The following is a 17,227-nucleotide window of genomic DNA, read 5'->3' on the forward strand; positions in this document are numbered from 1 at the left end:
ACTATAGATTCATGAGGTATGGGCGTGACTGCTACATTCGACAAGGTTGCCGACATCATTGCTGAAACGAGCGAGATCGATCGCGAGACGATCACGCCGGAAAGCCACACGATCGACGATCTCGGCATCGATAGCCTGGACTTCCTCGACATCGTCTTTGCGATCGACAAGGAATTCGGCATCAAGATCCCGCTGGAAAAGTGGACGCAGGACGTCAACGAAGGCAAGGTCGCGACGGAAGAATACTTCGTCCTGAAGAACCTCTGCGCCAAGATCGACGAACTGCGGGCCGCCAAGGCCTGATCATACGGCGCCCGGCCGCCGCTGGCGGCGCTGTTCCGGACGATCCCGGCGCAAGGGGCTATCGGCCTGCCGTCTTCGGCAGGCCTTTCGGTTTTCGGCGGAGGCATATCCGATGCTGCTAGAATATTTCCAGATGATCGACCGGGTGGAAGCCGTCGATGGCGCGCGCCGCGTGCTGAAGGCCCGCTCCGTCGTTCCGTCCAAGAGCCCAGTCTTCGAGGGCCATTTCCCCGGCATGCCGCTCGTTCCCGGCGTGCTGCTCATCGAGACCATGGCGCAGGCTTCCGGCTTCCTCGTGCTGGCGGCATCCGATTTTGCGGCCATGCCTTTCCTGATGAGCGTCGACGGGGCCAAGATGCGCACCTTCGTCGAGCCCGACGCGGTACTCGACATCGAGGCCGTGCTGGAGCATGACGGATCGGGCTATGCGGTGACGAAGACCAAGATTACGTCGGCCGGCAAGAAGGTGTGCGACGCGCAGCTCAAGCTGCGCACCATGCCGTTTGCCGAAGTGCCGCTGGCCGATATCGTGCGCAAGCGCGCGGGCGAGGTGGGTTTGTTCGAGGCGCTGGCAGCGTCTGCTGAAGGGAAGTGAGCATGGCGAAGGCGAAGAACGATGTGGTCATCACCGGCGTCGGCATCGTCACCTGTCACGGTGTCGGGGCCGAGGCCCATGTGCAGATTCTGGGAAGCGCAAAGGCTCCGGAGCTGAAGATCGATACGGAGCGCTTCGCGCCCTATCCGGTCCATCCGATGCCGGAGATCGACTGGAACCAGCAGATACCCAAGCGCGGCGACCAGCGCCAGATGGAGAACTGGCAGCGTCTCGGCGTCTTCGCCGCGGGCCTGGCGCTCGACGATGCCGGCTTCAAGGACGATGCGGATGCCTGCGGCACGATGGACATGATCGTGGCGGCCGGCGGCGGCGAGCGCGACATCACGGTCGATTCGCTGATCGTCGACGAAGGCCTGAAGCGCAACGACCGCGAGCGCCTGCTCAACGAGAAGCTGACCACGGAACTGCGCCCGACGTTGTTCCTCGCCCAGCTTTCCAACCTGCTCGCGGGCAATATCTCCATCGTGCACAAGGTCACGGGTTCGTCGCGCACCTTCATGGGCGAGGAAGCTGCCGGCATCAGCGCCGTCGAGACCGCTTTCCACCGCATCCGTGCCGGCCAGTCGACCCATACGCTTGTCGGCAGTGCGCTGGTTGCCGAGCGCCAAGACGTTATCCTGCTCTATGAAGCCATCGGCGCGCATGCGACGGGCGGCTGGACGCCGCTCTGGTCGCGTGACGAGAATGCCGGTGGCGGCATCATCACCGGCTCGGCCGCTGCCTTCCTCATCCTGGAATCCCGCGAACATGCGGAAGCTCGTGGCGCGCGCATCTACGCGACCATCGACGCCATCGGTGGCGACCGCGGCTCGCGTGACGAAGGCCGGCTGGAAGCGCGTCTCGAGCGTCTTGCCGAAGGCGCTTCGGCGGGCAACGAAACCGTCGTCTTCTCCGGTGCATCCGGCGCGCATGACGCGACGGCCCGCGAAAAGGCCTGGCTCGACCAGCGTTTTGCCGGCAGCGCGGTGCGCGGCTACAGCGCCGTCATCGGCCAGTCGCTCGAAGCGCAGTTCCCGCTCGGCCTGTCGCTTGCCGCGCTGACGCTCGGTGCGGGCGTCAAGGTCGCGCCGTTCGATACGGCCGTCGAGGCCGCCATGAACGCACCTGCCGCTACGGCCGTCGTCACGACGGTCGGCCATTCGCGCGGCGAGGGCGTCGCAATCCTTTCCGCAGAGAAGTGAGGTTCCGGCCATGACGAATGCCGCTTACAGGGATCATCTCGGTCGCCCCATCGTCGCCGTGACGGGCATGGGCGTCGTCACGTCGCTCGGGCAGGGCCTCAAGGACAACTGGGCCGCGCTCACAGGCGGCGTTTCGGGTATCCATGGCATCACCCGCTTTCCGGTCGACGGGCTGAACACCCGCATTTCCGGCACGGTCGATTTCATCGACGTGCCGGTCGAAAACCCGGTCGAGCGCTCCTATGCCTACGCCCGCGAAACGACCGACGAGGCGCTGGCGCAGGCCGGTATCTCCGGCGAGTTCGGCGGCCCGCTCTTCCTCGCTGCCCCGCCGATCGAACCGGACTGGCGCGACCGCTTCGCGCTCGCCGACCGCGCGCCGGCCTCGCAGCGTCCGGGCGATGCCTATGACCGCTTCCTTGCCGTGCTACGTGACAATCCCAGCCCGGCGCTGCATGAAGCCTGGGCCTTCGGCTCCATTTCCGAGCGGCTTTCCGACCGCTACGGCACGCGCGGCCTTCCGGTGACGCTGTCGACCGCCTGCGCTTCCGGCGCGACGGCGATCCAGCTCGGTGTCGAGGCGATCCGCCAGGGCCGCACCGACCGCGCGTTGACCGTCGGCACCGATGGCTCGGTGACGGCCGAGGCGCTGATCCGCTTCGCGCTGCTCTCGGCGCTTTCCACGCAGAACGACCCGCCGACCAAGGCTTCCAAGCCGTTCAGCAAGGATCGTGACGGTTTCGTCATTGCCGAAGGTGCGGCGACGCTGGTGCTGGAATCGCTGGAATCGGCCATTGCCCGCGGCGCCAAGGTGCTCGGCATCCTCAAGGGTTGCGGCGAGAAGGCCGACCATTTCCACCGCACGCGCTCCTCGCCGGATGGCGGCCCCGCCATCGCGACGATCCGTGCGGCTCTGGAAGACGCCGGCATCGACGAAAGCGGCATCGGCTACATCAATGCCCACGGCACCTCGACGCCCGAGAACGACAAGATGGAGTATCTCTCCATGTCGACCGTCTTCGGCGACAAGCTGGCGAATATCCCGGTCTCGTCCAACAAGTCGATGATCGGCCACACGCTGACGGCCGCCGGCGCGGTCGAGGCCGTGTTCTCGATCCAGACCATGCTGACCGGCACCCTGCCGCCCACCATCAACTACACGAACCCCGACCCGACGATCCAGCTGGATGTCGTGCCGAACGTGAAGCGCGATGCGCGCGTCACGGCGGTTCTGTCCAACTCCTTCGGCTTCGGCGGCCAGAACGCCAGCCTCGTGATGACGGCCGAACCGGCCTGATAGGAATTCTACCATGCGCGCCCTCCAGCTTCTCGACGACCGCAAGCTTGAAATCACCGATATCCCGGAACCGGAAGCTCCCGGCCCGGGCGAGGTGACGCTGCGCGTCAAGGCCGTCGCCCTCAACCATATCGATGTATGGGGCTGGCGCGGCATGGCCTTTGCCAAGCGCAAGATGCCGCTGGTCATCGGTGCGGAAGCGGCCGGCGTCGTCGAGGCCCTGGGCCCCGGCGTTTCCAACGTTCTGCCCGGCCAGCTGGTCTCGATCTACGGCGCGCGCACCTGCGGCCTCTGCAAGCCCTGCCGCGAGAAGCGTGACAACCTGTGCGAACATGTCGGTGGTGTCTACGGCTTCCATCTCGACGGCTTCGCGCAGGAGAAGGTGAACCTTCCCGCCCGCCTGCTGGTTCCGGCACCGCCCGGCATCGATGCCGTTGCCGCAGCGCTCGCGCCCGTCACCTTCGGCACGGTAGAGCACATGCTCTTCGACAACGCCAAGCTCGAGCCCGGCGAGACGATCCTCGTCCATGCCGGCGGTTCGGGCATCGGCACGGCGGCGATCCAGCTTGCCAAGAAGATCGGCTGCACCGTCATCACCACGGTCGGCTCGAACGAAAAGATCGAGAAGGCCAAGGCGCTGGGTGCCGACCACGTCATCAATTACCGCGAAGACCGCTTCGAGGGCGTCGTGCGCAAGCTGACGAAGAAGAAGGGCGTCGACGTCGTCTTCGAGCATGTCGGCAAGGACACCTGGGCCGGCTCCATGCTCTGCCTCAAGCGCGGCGGTCGCCTCGTCACCTGCGGCTCCACCTCGGGCGTCTCCACCGACATGAACCTGATGATGCTCTTCCAGCAGCAGCTCAAGCTCCTCGGCTCCTTCGGCTGCCGCATGGAGAACATGGCGGATGCCATGCAGAAGATGGCGCGCGGCATCGTGCATCCGGTCATCGACACGGAAGTCACCTTCGACGGCATCGAGACGGCGCTGGAGCGCATGGAATCGCGCCAGATCTTTGGCAAGATCGTCCTGAAGCTGGACTGACGCCGTTGCGGATGCTGATCACCCGCCTCGTCCTGGCGCTGCGCAATTCGAAGGACTGGTTCGTTGCGCAGCTCGCCTTCGGCCTGCTCAATATCCTGAAGCTCCTGCCGGCGGACGGCGCGATCAATTTCGCCGACCGCGTCGCGCGTCGGATCGGGCCCAAGACAAGCCGTCACACGCTGACGCTGACGAACCTGCGCAATGCCTATCCGGAAAAATCCGAGGCGGAGATCGAGGCGATCGCGCTCGATGCTTGGGGCAATATGGGCCGGCTTGCCGCCGAGTATGTCTTCCTCGACCGCCTGTTCGACTTCGACCCGGAGAAGGCGGAGCCCGGCCGGATCGAAGTCTCCGGTATCCCGCTCTTCATGGATCTGCGCGACAATCCGCGCCCCTTCATCGTCTTCACCGCCCATACCGGAAATTTCGAGCTTCTGCCGGTTGCCGGCGCGGCCTTCGGGCTGGACGTGACTGTGCTCTTCCGCCCACCGAACAACCCTTATGTCGCGGAGAAGGTGTTCGAGTTCCGCAAGGCCCGGATGGGCCAGCTCGTGCCCTCCCATGCCGGTTCTTCCTTCACGCTTGCCCGCAAGCTCGAGGCGGGACAGCCGGTTGGCGTGCTTGTCGACCAGAAGTTCGGCAAGGGGCTTTATACGAAGTTCTTCGGTCAGGACGTGCGGACCAATCCGCTGCTGGCCAAGCTCGTCCGCCAGTTCGACTGCGAGGTCTATCCGGCGCGCTGCATCCGCCTTCCGGGCAACCGCTACCGGCTGGAACTGGAACCGGCGATGGCGGTCCCCCGCAAGGCGAACGGTGCGGTCGATGTCGATGCGACGGCCCAGATGCTCAACGACAAGGTGGAGCAATGGGTGCGCGAATATCCCGGCCAGTGGCTGTGGTATCACGACCGCTGGAACATCAAGCGCAGTCTTAATACTTGATGGCTTCCAATTCCTTTCTTCATTTCCCCGGCTGAGCATATCCGGCCACGCCATTTACGTGTTTTCTGTCCCATTATGGGTTTGACATATCTCCCTCCGCTTATATGATTTTATCGAGCCGCCCGCTTTGGCAGTGGTTTGACGGAGGGTAGAGTCAAAAAAGAGCTTTCGATTCGGACACGATAAGTAAAATGATGATGCAATTGCTGTAGTTCTCAGCAATTCATGGAGCATGATTTGAAAGCTCTTGTAGGGTTGTTCTGGTTTAAGTATTCGCAACTTCAGCATGCGGTGAGGGCGGGAGACGAAAAGCTCATCGCCATGCTGGACAGGGAAATCGAAACGGCCTTGCTGGCCGTCCTGCAGAAGGAGGCGAGCGACGCCTCCGAATTCCGCTCCCAATTCCAGTTCTTCGTGGATCTTCTGCGAGAGGAGGCGGAAGACAAGGCCTGCGTGCTCCGGCAGGCACGCCATTTCAAGCTGCTGCTTGACCGCTATTTCGGCACCGAAGAGGGCGCCGCGTTCCTCGGCTTCAGGCCGTCTCCCGGAGTTCGCCCCGTTGCCGCGCCGCGTGTCATGGAGGATGGGCTGCTCAACGAGGCGATCCTCGACAGCCTGCCGGACCGCGTGGCGGTCGTCACCACCGACTATCGCTACATCTATTCCAACCCGTTGAATGCGGAGCGCTTCGGCGGCAAGCCCATCGATCTCGTCGGGCGGCACATCGCCGAATTCATCGGCCGCCCGCGTTTCGAAAACCTGCTGAAGCGGCATCTGGATCGCTGTTTTACGGGCGAGGCGGTGGAATACGACTATATGTCCACCCGCCCGGGCAAGGGCATGACCCGTTGCCGGATGACGCCCTGCATGTCGGTGGCCGGGCATGTGCTGGGCGCCATCGTCGTGCTCCAGGACATGCTGGAGTTCCGCGATCCGATGGCGGCCTGAAACCTAGGGCGCGAGGCCTGCTTCGGGCAGCATGAACCGCTGTTCGAAGGCGATGTGGCGCCGGATGGATTCGAAGAAGCCGCGAAGCATGTAGCCTGCGGCTTCCGCGTTCACGCTGCCGTCGCCGCTGCCGAGGCGCGTCAGCGTGTCGGTCAGCTCTTCCGCGAAGCACTCGTCCTCGACATGCTCGAATTTCAGCCGGGCGATCGTCCCGGCCATTTCCTCGCCGCCCGATGCCTGCGTTTCCAGCATGGGGAACAGGGCTTCCTCTTCATAGCGATGGATGCCGTTGATCAGCGGGATCAGGGACTTGGCCGCGTAGATGCATTTCTGCCGGTTGATGTTGGCCGGCAGGCTGTCGGCAATTTCTTCCAGTGCGCTACAGAGCGCCAGCTGGGCGTCATGGGCCTTTTTCAGCCAGTCCAGTGAAGCGGTGTCCGTCGGGCGATCCGAGAGCAACCGGGCGATGCCAGCGTAATCCGTCATGTCGTGCTTCCTCGTTGAGGGGAGGGCCGCGGTGTTTTCGACGCGCGGCTGCGTCAACCTGTCCCTTGATGCCGCCACCTTCCGATCCGCGCCTTGATCCAAGTCAAGGATACGGGCTCGCGCATCTGCGATGGCTCCATGGAGCGCAATGGCCGATTCCGTGCGGGAACCGGGCGTTGCGGTACTTTGACCGGTTGGGGGATGCCAACGATGAAATACATAACGGAAACAATCGTCCTGGCCGTCGGCGCCTTCCTTGCGCTGCTCGGTGTGGCCTTCGCTCAGGACAAGCTCTTCGAGGCCCATATGTGGGTCCTCTTCTTCGTGCTGCTCGCCAGCACGCTCGTCATGGTGCGGCGCGTGTCCTTCGTGCCTGCCGGCCCCGCGCCATCCTCGCAGGATGACGGCGGCTATTTCGACGAGGTCATCAAGTACGGCGTCATCGCGACGGTGTTCTGGGGCGTCGTCGGCTTCCTCGTCGGCGTCTTCGTGGCGCTGCAGCTTGCCTTCCCCGACCTCAACATCGAGCCTTGGCTGAATTTCGGCCGCACGCGTCCGCTGCACACCTCGGCCGTGATCTTCGCCTTCGGCGGCAATGCGCTGATCGCGACGTCCTTCTACGTCGTGCAGCGCACCTCGCGGGCCCGCCTCTTCGGCAGAAATCTCGGCTGGTTCGTGTTCTGGGGCTACCAGCTCTTCATCGTCATGGCCGCCACCGGCTACCTGCTCGGCGTCACGCAGGGCCGCGAATATGCCGAGCCGGAATGGTATGTCGACCTCTGGCTGACCATCGTCTGGGTCGCCTATCTGGTCGCCTTCCTCGGCACGATCATGACACGCAAGGAACCGCACATCTACGTGGCGAACTGGTTCTTCCTGTCGTTCATCGTGACGATCGCCATGCTGCACATCGTCAACAACCTGGCGATCCCGGTTTCGTTCCTCGGCTCGAAGAGCTATTCGGCCTTCTCGGGCGTGCAGGATGCGCTGACGCAGTGGTGGTATGGCCATAATGCCGTCGGCTTCTTCCTGACGGCCGGCTTCCTCGGCATGATGTACTACTTCATCCCGAAGCAGGTGAACCGTCCGGTCTATTCCTACCGCCTGTCGATCATCCACTTCTGGGCCCTGATCTTCATGTATATCTGGGCCGGCCCGCACCACCTGCACTATACGGCGCTGCCGGACTGGGCGCAGACGCTCGGCATGGTCTTCTCGGTCATGCTCTGGATGCCCTCGTGGGGTGGCATGATCAACGGCCTGATGACGCTCTCGGGCGCCTGGGACAAGATCCGCACCGACCCGATCGTGCGCATGATGGTCATGGCCGTCGCCTTCTACGGCATGGCGACCTTCGAAGGCCCGATGATGTCGATCAAGTCGGTCAACTCGCTCAGCCACTATACGGACTGGACCATCGGCCACGTGCATTCGGGTGCGCTCGGCTGGAACGGCCTCATCACCTTCGGCGCGATCTATTTCCTCGTCCCGAAGCTGTGGAAGCGCGAGCGCCTCTACTCGATCCGCATGGTCAACTGGCACTTCTGGCTCGCAACCCTCGGCATCGTCGTCTACGCGGCCGTCATGTGGGTCGCCGGCATCCAGCAGGGCCTGATGTGGCGCGAATACGACGAGCAGGGCTTCCTGGTCTACTCGTTCGCCGAAACCGTCGCCGCCATGTTCCCCTACTACGTGCTGCGCGCCGTCGGCGGCGGGTTGTTCCTCCTGGGGGCGATCATCATGGCCTACAACGTGACCATGACAATCCTCGGCTACCAGCGTGACGAGGCCCCGATCCCGGGCGCCGCGCCCGCCTTGCAGCCGGCCGAATAGGAGGGGACAGAATGTCCATTCTTGATAAACACGCCATCCTCGAACGCAACGCGACGCTTCTCCTCGTCGGCTCGCTCCTCGTGGTCACCATCGGCGGCATCGTCGAGATCGCCCCGCTGTTCTACCTGGAAAACACCATCGAGAAGGTGGAGGGCATGCGGCCCTACTCGCCGCTGGAGCTCGCCGGCCGCGACATCTACGTCCGCGAAGGCTGCTACGTCTGTCACAGCCAGATGATCCGGCCGTTCCGCGACGAGGTGGAGCGCTACGGGCATTACTCGCTGGCGGCGGAATCGATGTACGACCATCCGTTCCAGTGGGGTTCGAAGCGCACCGGCCCGGACCTTGCCCGCGTCGGCGACCGCTACTCGAACGAGTGGCACGTCCAGCACCTGATCGAGCCGCGCTCGGTCGTGCCGGAATCGGTGATGCCGAGCTATTCCTTCCTCAAGGAGACGAACCTCGAGGTGAAGAACGTCGCCATGCACCTGACGGCCAACCGCGACGTCGGCGTGCCCTACAGCGACGAGATGGTCGAGAACGCCGAGGCGGACATGAAGGCGCAGGCCGATCCGAACGCCGACACGGCGGGCCTTCTCGCCCGCTACCCGAAGGCCAAGATCGGCGATTTCGACGGCGATCCGGCGCGGCTCACCGAAATGGACGCGCTCGTCGCCTATCTCCAGATGCTTGGCACGCTGGTGGACTTCTCCACCTACGATGATGCCAGCGGCTACCGTTGAGGAGGACGTCTCATGGAAACCTATACCGCCATGCGCCACTTCGCCGACAGCTGGGGCCTGCTCGCCATGACGCTGTTCTTCGTGGCCGTCCTCGCCTTCACCCTTCGCCCCGGCGGCCGCAAGGCTGCCGAACGGGCCGCCGAAATCCCCCTCAAGGAGGACTGATCATGGCCGAGAAGCATATCGACGAAATCTCGGGCGTCGAAACCACCGGCCATGAATGGGACGGCATCAGGGAACTGAACAATCCGATGCCGCGCTGGTGGGTCTGGACGTTCTACCTGACGATCCTGTGGGCCATCGGCTATACCATCGCCTTCCCGGCCTGGCCGATGATCTCGGATGCGACGCGGGGCATGCTCGGCTGGTCGAGCCGCGCCAACATCGCCGCCGAGCTTGCCAGCGCCAAGGAAGCGCAGGCCGTCAATGTCGACCGCATCGCCAAGTCGTCGCTGGAGGAGATCCTGGCCGATCCGCAGCTCTCGCAGTTCGCGATCTCGGGCGGCGCCTCGGCCTTCAAGGTCAACTGTGCCCAGTGCCACGGCTCGGGCGCGGCCGGCGGCGCGGGCTTCCCGAACCTCAACGATGACGACTGGATCTGGGGCGGCACGGTGGAGGATATCTACCAGACCATCGCCCACGGCATCCGCCATCCCGGCGACGATGAGACCCGCGTCTCGGAAATGCCGGCCTTCGGCGAGATCCTCGAGCCGGCGCAGATCAAGGAAGTCGCCGCCTATGTCGTCAGCCTGACGGGAACGCCCTCGGATGCGAGCCTGGTCGAGCCCGGCAAGCAGGTCTTCGCCGACAATTGCGCTTCCTGCCATGGCGAGGACGCCAAGGGCAACCGCGAGATGGGCGCCCCCGACCTTGCCGACGCCATCTGGCTGAAGGGCGAGGGCGAAGCCGCCATCGCCGCGCAGGTCCGCTCGCCCAAGCACGGCGTCATGCCCGCCTGGCTCCCCCGCCTTGGCGACCCGGCCGTCAAGCAACTCGCCATCTTCGTGCATTCGCTCGGTGGCGGCGAGTAGGCGCCAGAGCACGCATGAGGAAAGGCCGCGGGAGACCGCGGCCTTTCTGTTTATGGGGCGAGGGGTTGTTCCGGATCGGCGGAGCAGGTGCCGGATGGCGTTGATCATCGGGTCGAGCCCGAGGATGAAGACGGCAGGAAGGTTTCGACGCTGAAGGCGATGGTTTCCTCCGCCGCGCCGCCTGATGGGCGCGCACCTTTGCTCCCCTCCGTCACCCTCGGCCTAGAGCCGAGGGTCCACACTTACACCCGTAACAGGTCGGCTGCCGCTATGCGGCAAGGCCAACGATGTCGCTGCCCCGCAGGGCTACCGTTCAGGCCACGACCGTGTTCCGGCCCGCCGATTTCGCGCGATAGAGGTTCCGGTCCGCTGCAGCGAGCGCTTCGGCCGGGTCGAAGTGAGGCGCGCAGTGGAAGGCGCCGATGCTGATGCCGAGGGCGATGCGGACGCCGGAGGGCGTGCGCAGGTCGATCGCCGCGACCGCCTTGCGGATTGCCTGCGAGTGGTCGAGCATGCGCTCGGGCGCGGCTTCGTGCAGGAAGACGGCGAATTCCTCGCCGCCGAGACGTCCGACCAGATCGCCGTTGCCGGAAAGGCCCGAGAGCACCGTGCCGACACGGGCGAGCGCTTCGTCGCCGGCCGCATGGCCGAATCGGTCGTTGACCGACTTGAAATGATCGATGTCGAGGAAGAGCAGGCCGCCATGCGCGCCGGCCCGGTTGCGCTCGTCCAGCCCGGCCATGAAGGCCGCGCGGTTGAGGACGCCGGTGAGGGCATCGCGCCGGGCCTGGTCCTGCAGGCGGTCATAGGCCGCCGCCAGCGCGTCGCGCGCCTGGGCGAGCGCGGTGTTGGCGGTGCGCAGCCTTTCCGCCTGCCAGAAGTGCAGCATGGAGGCCGGTATGGAGATGGCGATGGGGCAGGCGATGGTCATGACGAGGCCCGCGCCGGCGACCTTGCCGCCCAGCATCGGCACGAAGGCGAAGCTGATCATGAGCGAGGCCAGCACGGAGAGCGCCGCCACCGCCAATGTCTTGCCGAGGATCCTGTACATCGAACGAGCCCGTCCGTTTCAACCGCGGCACTCGCTAGAGCATTTCCGCTTTTCGCCGAATCGCGAAAACGCTCCAACTCTTTCTTTGCCGCATTTCCGAACGCAAAACCGCTTCGCGCTTTTGCTGGAAATGCTCTAGGAGCCGATGATTGAAAAAGCCTGAATTCATTCGATAAAAGTCACCTCGCGATCATAATGACGTTACGGCAGGTTTTTATCGGTCCGACCAGACCGCCAGTTCGTAGCCGTCGGGGTCGGCGAAGTGGAAACGCCGGCCGCCGGGAAAGGCGAAGATCGGCCGGACGATCTTTCCGCCGGCCGTCTCGATGCGCGCGAGGGCGTCCTCCAGATCGTCGGCGAAGAGGATGACGAGCGGTCCGCCGCCAGCCGCTACGGGCGCCGTCGTCGTGAAGCCGCCGGTGAGGCGGCCGTCCTGGAATTCGCAATAGTCCGGACCGTAATCGGTGAAGGTCCAGCCGAAGGCGCCGCCGTAGAAGGCCTTGCTCCTCGCGATGTCCGAAACGTTGAATTCGATATAGTCGATCCTGTGATCGGCGTCCCTGCTGCTCATCGCGGCCTCTCCTCGTTTTCTATCAATCGCGCCAGCGCGTCGAGATCGCGGGCGACATGCGCCGCGTCCGCCGCGAAGGCCGCATCGTCCATATCCGCCTGCCGCAGCAGGGTGAACATCACCTCCGCGCCATCGCCATTCGGCACGACGCGCAGGGCATTTTCGACCCGCAGCCCATCCGGCAGCGTCACCGTATGGTCGATGACGCCGAACTCGTTCGGCGGGGCGAAGCGCACGCGCACATTGCCGACGGGGCCGCCGTCGGCGATCCAGTCGTCGCCGTCGCGCGTCAACCCCGCGGCGAGACCGGACGCCCAGAGCGGCATGGTCTCCGGCCTCGACGCGAAATCGTAGACCGCGCGCCAGTTACGTCGAATCGTCCGGTGGACGATGCGGGCGGGAAGGGTGGTCATGGCTGTCTCCTCTCTCCCGATCATAGGCGGGTAACGGAAAAATGTCGAACAAAAAGTGAACGTATTGCCGTGCAGCGGTGTGCCGCGCATGCCGTACAATGCCTTCTGCGGCAACCCGCCACGCCATGCGATGCGCGAAACTTGACGTAGATCAACGATAGCGGCCCCTGTTGGCGTCATTGTGCCGGCACAACGACAGGTGCGGCCCCTCCCATGCAACAGACTTCCACCACGATCTATAATTCCGTCGAGCGCCACGAAGCGGAGCCCGTCAATTCGGCGAAGGTGCGCAAGCCGCTTTACGAGAAGCGCAAGAAGATCTTCCCCAAGCGCGCCGAAGGTCGCTTCCGCCAGTTTAAGTGGCTGGTGATGCTGATCACGCTCGGCATCTACTACCTGACGCCGTGGATCCGCTGGGATCGGGGCCCGCATGCGCCGGATCAGGCCGTGCTGGTCGATCTTGCCGGCCGCCGGTTCTACTTCTTCTTCATCGAGATCTGGCCGCAGGAATTCTTCTTCGTGGCGGGTCTGCTCGTCATGGCGGGCTTTGGGCTCTTCCTCGTCACCTCGGCGGTAGGGCGCGCCTGGTGCGGCTATGCCTGTCCGCAGACCGTCTGGGTCGATCTTTTCCTCGTCGTGGAGCGCGCCATCGAAGGCGACCGCAACGCGCGCATGAAGCTTGATGCAGGCCCCTGGACGCTCGACAAGATCTGGAAGCGCGTCAGCAAGCACGTCACCTGGCTGGTGATCGCGGTGGCGACCGGCGGCGCCTGGATCTTCTATTTCGCGGATGCGCCGACCCTACTCGTCGAGTTCGTGACGCTGCAGGCGCCGCCCGTCGCCTATATCACCGTCGCCATCCTGACGGCCACGACCTACGTCTTCGGCGGGCTGATGCGCGAGCAGGTCTGTACCTATATGTGTCCCTGGCCGCGCATCCAGGCGGCGATGCTCGATGAGAGCTCGCTCGTCGTCACCTATAACGACTGGCGCGGCGAGCCGCGCACCCGCCACGCCAAGAAGGCCATCGCCGCCGGCGAGAGCGTCGGCGACTGCGTCGATTGCAATGCCTGCGTCGTCGTCTGTCCCATGGGCATCGACATCCGCGACGGCCAGCAGCTCGAATGCATTACCTGCGCGCTCTGCATCGACGCCTGCGACAACGTGATGGACAAGCTCGGCAAGGAGCGCGGCCTCATCGCCTATGCCACCCTTTCGGACTATTCGACCAACATGGCGCTGGCGACCGCCGGCGGCACGGTTCCCGTCGATCCGAAGCGTGTGCGCGATGCCGACGGCCGCTTCATCGATGCGATCAGGCATTTCGACTGGCGCATCATCTTCCGCCCGCGCACGCTGCTCTATTTCGGCGTCTGGTCGCTGGCCGGTCTTGCGCTCGTCTTCGCGCTGCTGTCGCGCGACCGGCTCGACCTCAACGTCATCCACGACCGCAACCCGCAATTCGTCGTCGAATCGGACGGCTCGATCCGCAACGGCTATGCCGTGAAGCTGCTCAACATGATTCCCGAGCCGCGCGTCATCACCGTCTCCATCGAGGGCATGCCGGGAGCGACGATGAAGATAGCGGGCCATGACAGCGCGGACGGCCGCAGCGTCGACGTGCCGGCCGACCCCGACAAGGTGACGGCGCTGCGTGTTTTCGTCACCCTGCCCAAGGATCGGCTTGCGGAAGCCGCCGAAGGCTTCCAGATTATCGCCGAGGACCGGCAGGGTCACGAGCGCGACGTCTATTCCGCCAAATTCAACACGCCGGGAGCAAAGTGATGGCCGCAGATCGCAAGGAACAGGGCTTCGTCTTCACCGGCTGGCATATGCTGGGCGTCATGGTGCTATTCTTCGGAACGATCATCACCGTGAACCTCATCATGGCGTGGAACGCCTCGCACAGCTGGAGCGGCCTCGTCGTGCCGAACACCTATGTCGCCAGCCAACAGTTCAACGGCAAGGTCGCCGAGGCCAAGGCGCTCGCCGCCAGCGGCATCGAGGGCAGCCTGACCATCGAGGCCGGCCGCGTCGCCTATCGGGTGGTGGACGCCAAGGGCGCGCCGCTCGTTGCCGACGACGTCTCCGCCGTCTTCAAGCGCCCGGTGGACGAACGCGACGACTTCACCCTCGCGCTCCAGCCGGACGGGCAGGGGCTCTTCACGGCCGAGCGCGACATCGCCTCCGGCCAATGGGTCGTCGACATCGCCACGAGGAAGGACGGCAGGAAGGTATTCCACCAGACCGTCCGCACCGTGGTCGCGGGAGGCGCGAAATGAGCTGCTGCGCACCCGGCACGGAAGGCGCGATGGAGGCCGAGCGCGCCAGCCACGCGCTGCCGTCCTCGGAGGAGCTGATGCTCGCCAGCCGCACGGTGGGCGAGGGGCTGCGCCAGAGCGACCTCAGCGTGCCGGGCGTGCATTGCGGCACCTGCATCACCACCGTCGAGGGCGCTCTGAACGCCCTGCCGGAAGTCGCGCGGGCACGCGTCAACCTCTCCACGCGCCGCGTCTCGGTCGTCTGGAAGGAGGAGGTCGAGGGCCGCCGTACCGATCCGCAGGCGATCGCCGCCGCCATCCGCGCCACGGGCTATGACACGCATCTCTTCTCGCTCGCCGCCGAGGGCGACGACAGGCTACGCAACCAGCTCATCCGCGCCGTGGCCGTCGCGGGCTTTGCAGCGACGAACATCATGCTGCTGTCGGTTTCCGTCTGGTCGGGCGCGGAAGACGCGACGCGCGACCTCTTCCACTGGATCTCCGCCTTCATCGCCGGGCCGACGCTGATCTATTCCGGCCGCTTCTTCTACCAGTCCGCCTGGAACGCCGTGCGCCACGGCCGCACCAACATGGACGTGCCCATCGCGCTTGCCATCACGCTCTCCTATGCCGTCTCGCTGTGGGAGACGCTGCACAGCGCCGAGCATGCCTGGTTCGACGCGACGGTCAGCCTTCTCTTCTTCCTGCTCATCGGCCGCACGCTCGACCACGTCATGCGCGACCGCGCCCGCTCGGCCATCACCGGCCTTGCCCGCCTGTCGCCGCGCGGGGCCATGGTCGTGAGGCCGGACGGCTCGCGCGACTATCGCCCGGTCGAGGAGATCGCCGTCGGCGAACATCTCTCCATCGCGGCCGGCGAGCGCATCCCGGTCGATTGCCGCGTGCTTTCGGGCGTGAGCGATATCGACCGCTCCATCGTCAACGGCGAGAGCGATCCGCTGGCCGCCGCGCCCGGCACTGAGCTCGAGGCCGGGGCGATGAACCTCACCGGCTCGCTCACCGTGGAGACCGTCGCCACCGCGCGCAATTCGTTCCTCTCCGAGGTCATCGGCCTCATGGAAGCCGCCGAAGGCGGCAGGGCCCGCTATCGCCGCATCGCCGACCGGGCCGCGCAGATCTATTCGCCCGCCGTGCATCTGCTGGCGCTCGCCTCCTTCCTCGGCTGGGGCTTTCTCGACGGCGACTGGAAGCATGCCATGCTCGTCGCCATCGCGGTGCTGATCATCACCTGTCCCTGCGCGCTCGGCCTTGCGGTGCCGGTGGTGCAGGTGGTTGCAGCCGGACGGCTCTTTGCCGGCGGGGTGATGGTGAAGGACGGCTCGGCCATGGAGCGCCTTGCCGAGATCGACACCGCCGTCTTCGACAAGACCGGCACGCTGACGCTCGGCAAGCCGCGCCTCGTCGACCGGGACAAGCTGAACCGGGCGCACCTTGCCCTTGCCGCCGCGCTCGCTGCCCATTCGCGCCATCCGCTGTCGATGGCGCTGGCCGGCGCCAATGCCGGCCCCGCGCCGGTGATCGACGCGGTGACGGAGGTTGCCGGCGGCGGGCTCGAAGCCGTGACGGGGCAGGGAGTGCTGCGCCTAGGCAACCGCGCCTTCGCCTGCGGCCGGGCGGCCGCGAGCGAGGAGGCGCATGGTCTTTCGGAAGTCGTGCTCACCTGCGACGGCAAGGTGCTCGAAACCTTCCGCTTCGAGGATGCGCTGCGGGCCGGCGCGGGCGAGGCCATCGCCGCCCTCCGGCAGGACGGCATCGAAATGGCGATCCTTTCGGGCGACCGCGCCCCCGCCGTCTCGCGCATCGCCGGCCTTCTCGGCATCGGCCGCTGGCGCGCCGCGCTCTCGCCGCGCGAGAAGACGGAATCGGTGGCCGAGCGGGCGGCAGCCGGGCATCGCGTGCTGATGGTCGGCGACGGCATCAACGACGCGCCGGCGCTTGCCGCCGCCCATGTTTCCATCGCGCCCGCGACGGCGGCCGATGTCGGCCGGCAGGCGGCGGATTTCGTCTTCCTGCACGAGAGCCTCGAAGCCGTGCCCTTCGCCTATGAGACCGCGCGGCGCGCCGGCCGGCTCATCCGGCAGAACTTCGCGCTCGCCATCGGCTATAACGTCATCGCCGTGCCCATCGCGATCCTCGGCCATGCCACGCCGCTCATCGCCGCCATAGCCATGTCCACTTCCTCGATCATCGTGGTGGTGAACTCGCTTCGCCTGCGCGGCAGGATGCCGGCCTTCGCGGCCCGCGCCGCGGACGAGGCGCGCCCGGTCAAGACCATGGTGCGAGCCGCATGAACACGCTGATCTTCCTCATCCCTATCGCGCTCTTTCTCGGCGCGCTCGGCCTCGGGGCCTTTCTCTGGTCGCTCAGGAGCGGCCAGTACGACGATGTCGAGGGCGCCGCCTGGCGCGTGCTCGACGACGGCGACGACAAGCCGGGGACGTGATTTCGAGCGGTTCTAAAAACGCTGTTCGAACAAACAATTGCTTGTC

The 17,227-nt window shown here is 65.3% G+C and carries 19 protein-coding genes; 15 read left to right on the plus strand and 4 right to left on the minus strand.

The window, feature by feature from the left end; all coding sequences use genetic code 11:
* Positions 1-18 precede the first annotated feature (18 nt).
* The 7 genes from DSD28_RS09360 to DSD28_RS09390 all read left to right on the plus strand — a co-directional run bounded on the left by DSD28_RS09360 (position 19) and on the right by DSD28_RS09390 (position 6,328).
* A complete protein-coding gene (locus tag DSD28_RS09360; protein WP_119256117.1) occupies positions 19-303 on the plus strand; it encodes an acyl carrier protein in 285 nt (94 codons plus the stop codon).
* A 112-nt stretch (positions 304-415) separates the two neighbouring features.
* On the plus strand, positions 416-898 hold the full coding sequence (locus DSD28_RS09365) for a 3-hydroxyacyl-ACP dehydratase FabZ family protein (RefSeq protein ID WP_119256118.1): 483 nt from the start codon (positions 416-418) through the stop codon (positions 896-898).
* A 2-nt stretch (positions 899-900) separates the two neighbouring features.
* Entirely contained in the window at positions 901-2,100 is a 1,200-nt protein-coding gene (locus DSD28_RS09370) for a beta-ketoacyl-ACP synthase (protein ID WP_119256119.1), read from the plus strand.
* Positions 2,101-2,110: 10 nt separating this feature from the next.
* Entirely contained in the window at positions 2,111-3,397 is a 1,287-nt protein-coding gene (locus DSD28_RS09375; protein ID WP_119256120.1) for a beta-ketoacyl-ACP synthase, read from the plus strand.
* Between the two features lie 13 nt (positions 3,398-3,410).
* Positions 3,411-4,439, plus strand: coding sequence for a zinc-binding dehydrogenase (locus tag DSD28_RS09380; protein ID WP_119256121.1), 1,029 nt, complete (start codon positions 3,411-3,413; stop codon positions 4,437-4,439).
* A gap of 11 nt (positions 4,440-4,450) precedes the next feature.
* Positions 4,451-5,380 carry a lipid A biosynthesis lauroyl acyltransferase gene (locus DSD28_RS09385; protein WP_162911325.1) on the plus strand — a complete coding sequence of 310 codons (930 nt, stop codon included), beginning with the start codon at positions 4,451-4,453 and terminating at the stop codon, positions 5,378-5,380.
* 237 nt (positions 5,381-5,617) lie between these two features.
* On the plus strand, positions 5,618-6,328 hold the full coding sequence (locus DSD28_RS09390) for a PAS domain-containing protein (protein ID WP_119256123.1): 711 nt from the start codon (positions 5,618-5,620) through the stop codon (positions 6,326-6,328).
* A gap of 3 nt (positions 6,329-6,331) precedes the next feature.
* On the opposite strand, the gene DSD28_RS09395 is transcribed toward DSD28_RS09390, so the two are convergent.
* Complete coding sequence (locus DSD28_RS09395; RefSeq protein WP_119256124.1) at positions 6,332-6,814, minus strand: hemerythrin domain-containing protein; 483 nt, start codon at positions 6,812-6,814, stop codon at positions 6,332-6,334.
* Positions 6,815-7,024: 210 nt separating this feature from the next.
* On the opposite strand from DSD28_RS09395, the gene ccoN reads away from it, so the two are divergent.
* Genes ccoN through ccoP form a run of 4 tightly spaced genes read left to right on the plus strand, consistent with a single transcriptional unit; the run spans position 7,025 to position 10,421 of the window.
* Positions 7,025-8,647 carry a cytochrome-c oxidase, cbb3-type subunit I gene (gene ccoN / locus DSD28_RS09400; protein ID WP_119256125.1) on the plus strand — a complete coding sequence of 541 codons (1,623 nt, stop codon included), beginning with the start codon at positions 7,025-7,027 and terminating at the stop codon, positions 8,645-8,647.
* Between the two features lie 11 nt (positions 8,648-8,658).
* A complete protein-coding gene (gene ccoO / locus DSD28_RS09405; RefSeq protein WP_119256126.1) occupies positions 8,659-9,390 on the plus strand; it encodes a cytochrome-c oxidase, cbb3-type subunit II in 732 nt (243 codons plus the stop codon).
* 12 nt (positions 9,391-9,402) lie between these two features.
* Entirely contained in the window at positions 9,403-9,555 is a 153-nt protein-coding gene (locus DSD28_RS09410; RefSeq protein WP_119256127.1) for a cbb3-type cytochrome c oxidase subunit 3, read from the plus strand.
* A gap of 2 nt (positions 9,556-9,557) precedes the next feature.
* A complete protein-coding gene (gene ccoP, locus DSD28_RS09415; RefSeq protein ID WP_119256128.1) occupies positions 9,558-10,421 on the plus strand; it encodes a cytochrome-c oxidase, cbb3-type subunit III in 864 nt (287 codons plus the stop codon).
* A 313-nt stretch (positions 10,422-10,734) separates the two neighbouring features.
* On the opposite strand, the gene DSD28_RS09420 is transcribed toward ccoP, so the two are convergent.
* The 3 genes from DSD28_RS09420 to DSD28_RS09430 form a co-directional block, all read right to left on the minus strand.
* The gene (locus tag DSD28_RS09420; protein ID WP_119256129.1) at positions 10,735-11,472 is read right to left on the minus strand and encodes a GGDEF domain-containing protein; all 738 of its coding nucleotides are present in this window, start codon (positions 11,470-11,472) and stop codon (positions 10,735-10,737) included.
* A 214-nt stretch (positions 11,473-11,686) separates the two neighbouring features.
* Positions 11,687-12,043 (minus strand): VOC family protein, encoded by a 357-nt coding sequence (locus DSD28_RS09425; RefSeq protein WP_119256130.1) that lies wholly within the window; start codon positions 12,041-12,043, stop codon positions 11,687-11,689.
* Complete coding sequence (locus DSD28_RS09430; RefSeq protein ID WP_119256131.1) at positions 12,040-12,456, minus strand: SRPBCC family protein; 417 nt, start codon at positions 12,454-12,456, stop codon at positions 12,040-12,042. Before DSD28_RS09430 ends, DSD28_RS09425 begins: the two co-directional genes overlap by 4 nt.
* Positions 12,457-12,669: 213 nt before the next feature.
* Here DSD28_RS09430 and ccoG point away from each other — a divergent pair, with 213 nt between their 5' ends.
* From ccoG to ccoS, 4 genes are read left to right on the plus strand one after another with little or no spacing between them, the layout of a single operon-like run.
* On the plus strand, positions 12,670-14,241 hold the full coding sequence (ccoG, locus tag DSD28_RS09435; protein WP_119256132.1) for a cytochrome c oxidase accessory protein CcoG: 1,572 nt from the start codon (positions 12,670-12,672) through the stop codon (positions 14,239-14,241).
* A complete protein-coding gene (locus DSD28_RS09440) occupies positions 14,238-14,738 on the plus strand; it encodes a FixH family protein (RefSeq protein ID WP_162911326.1) in 501 nt (166 codons plus the stop codon). The genes ccoG and DSD28_RS09440 overlap by 4 nt, the downstream gene beginning before the upstream one ends.
* Entirely contained in the window at positions 14,735-17,029 is a 2,295-nt protein-coding gene (locus DSD28_RS09445; protein WP_119256134.1) for a cation-translocating P-type ATPase, read from the plus strand. The genes DSD28_RS09440 and DSD28_RS09445 overlap by 4 nt, the downstream gene beginning before the upstream one ends.
* Positions 17,026-17,181: a cbb3-type cytochrome oxidase assembly protein CcoS gene (ccoS, locus tag DSD28_RS09450; RefSeq protein ID WP_119256135.1), complete on the plus strand. Its 156-nt coding sequence runs from the start codon at positions 17,026-17,028 to the stop codon at positions 17,179-17,181. Before DSD28_RS09445 ends, ccoS begins: the two co-directional genes overlap by 4 nt.
* Positions 17,182-17,227: the final 46 nt, after the last annotated feature.

The sequence above is a fragment of the Shinella zoogloeoides genome, assembly GCF_003574625.1.
GTDB lineage: Bacteria > Pseudomonadota > Alphaproteobacteria > Rhizobiales > Rhizobiaceae > Shinella > Shinella zoogloeoides_A.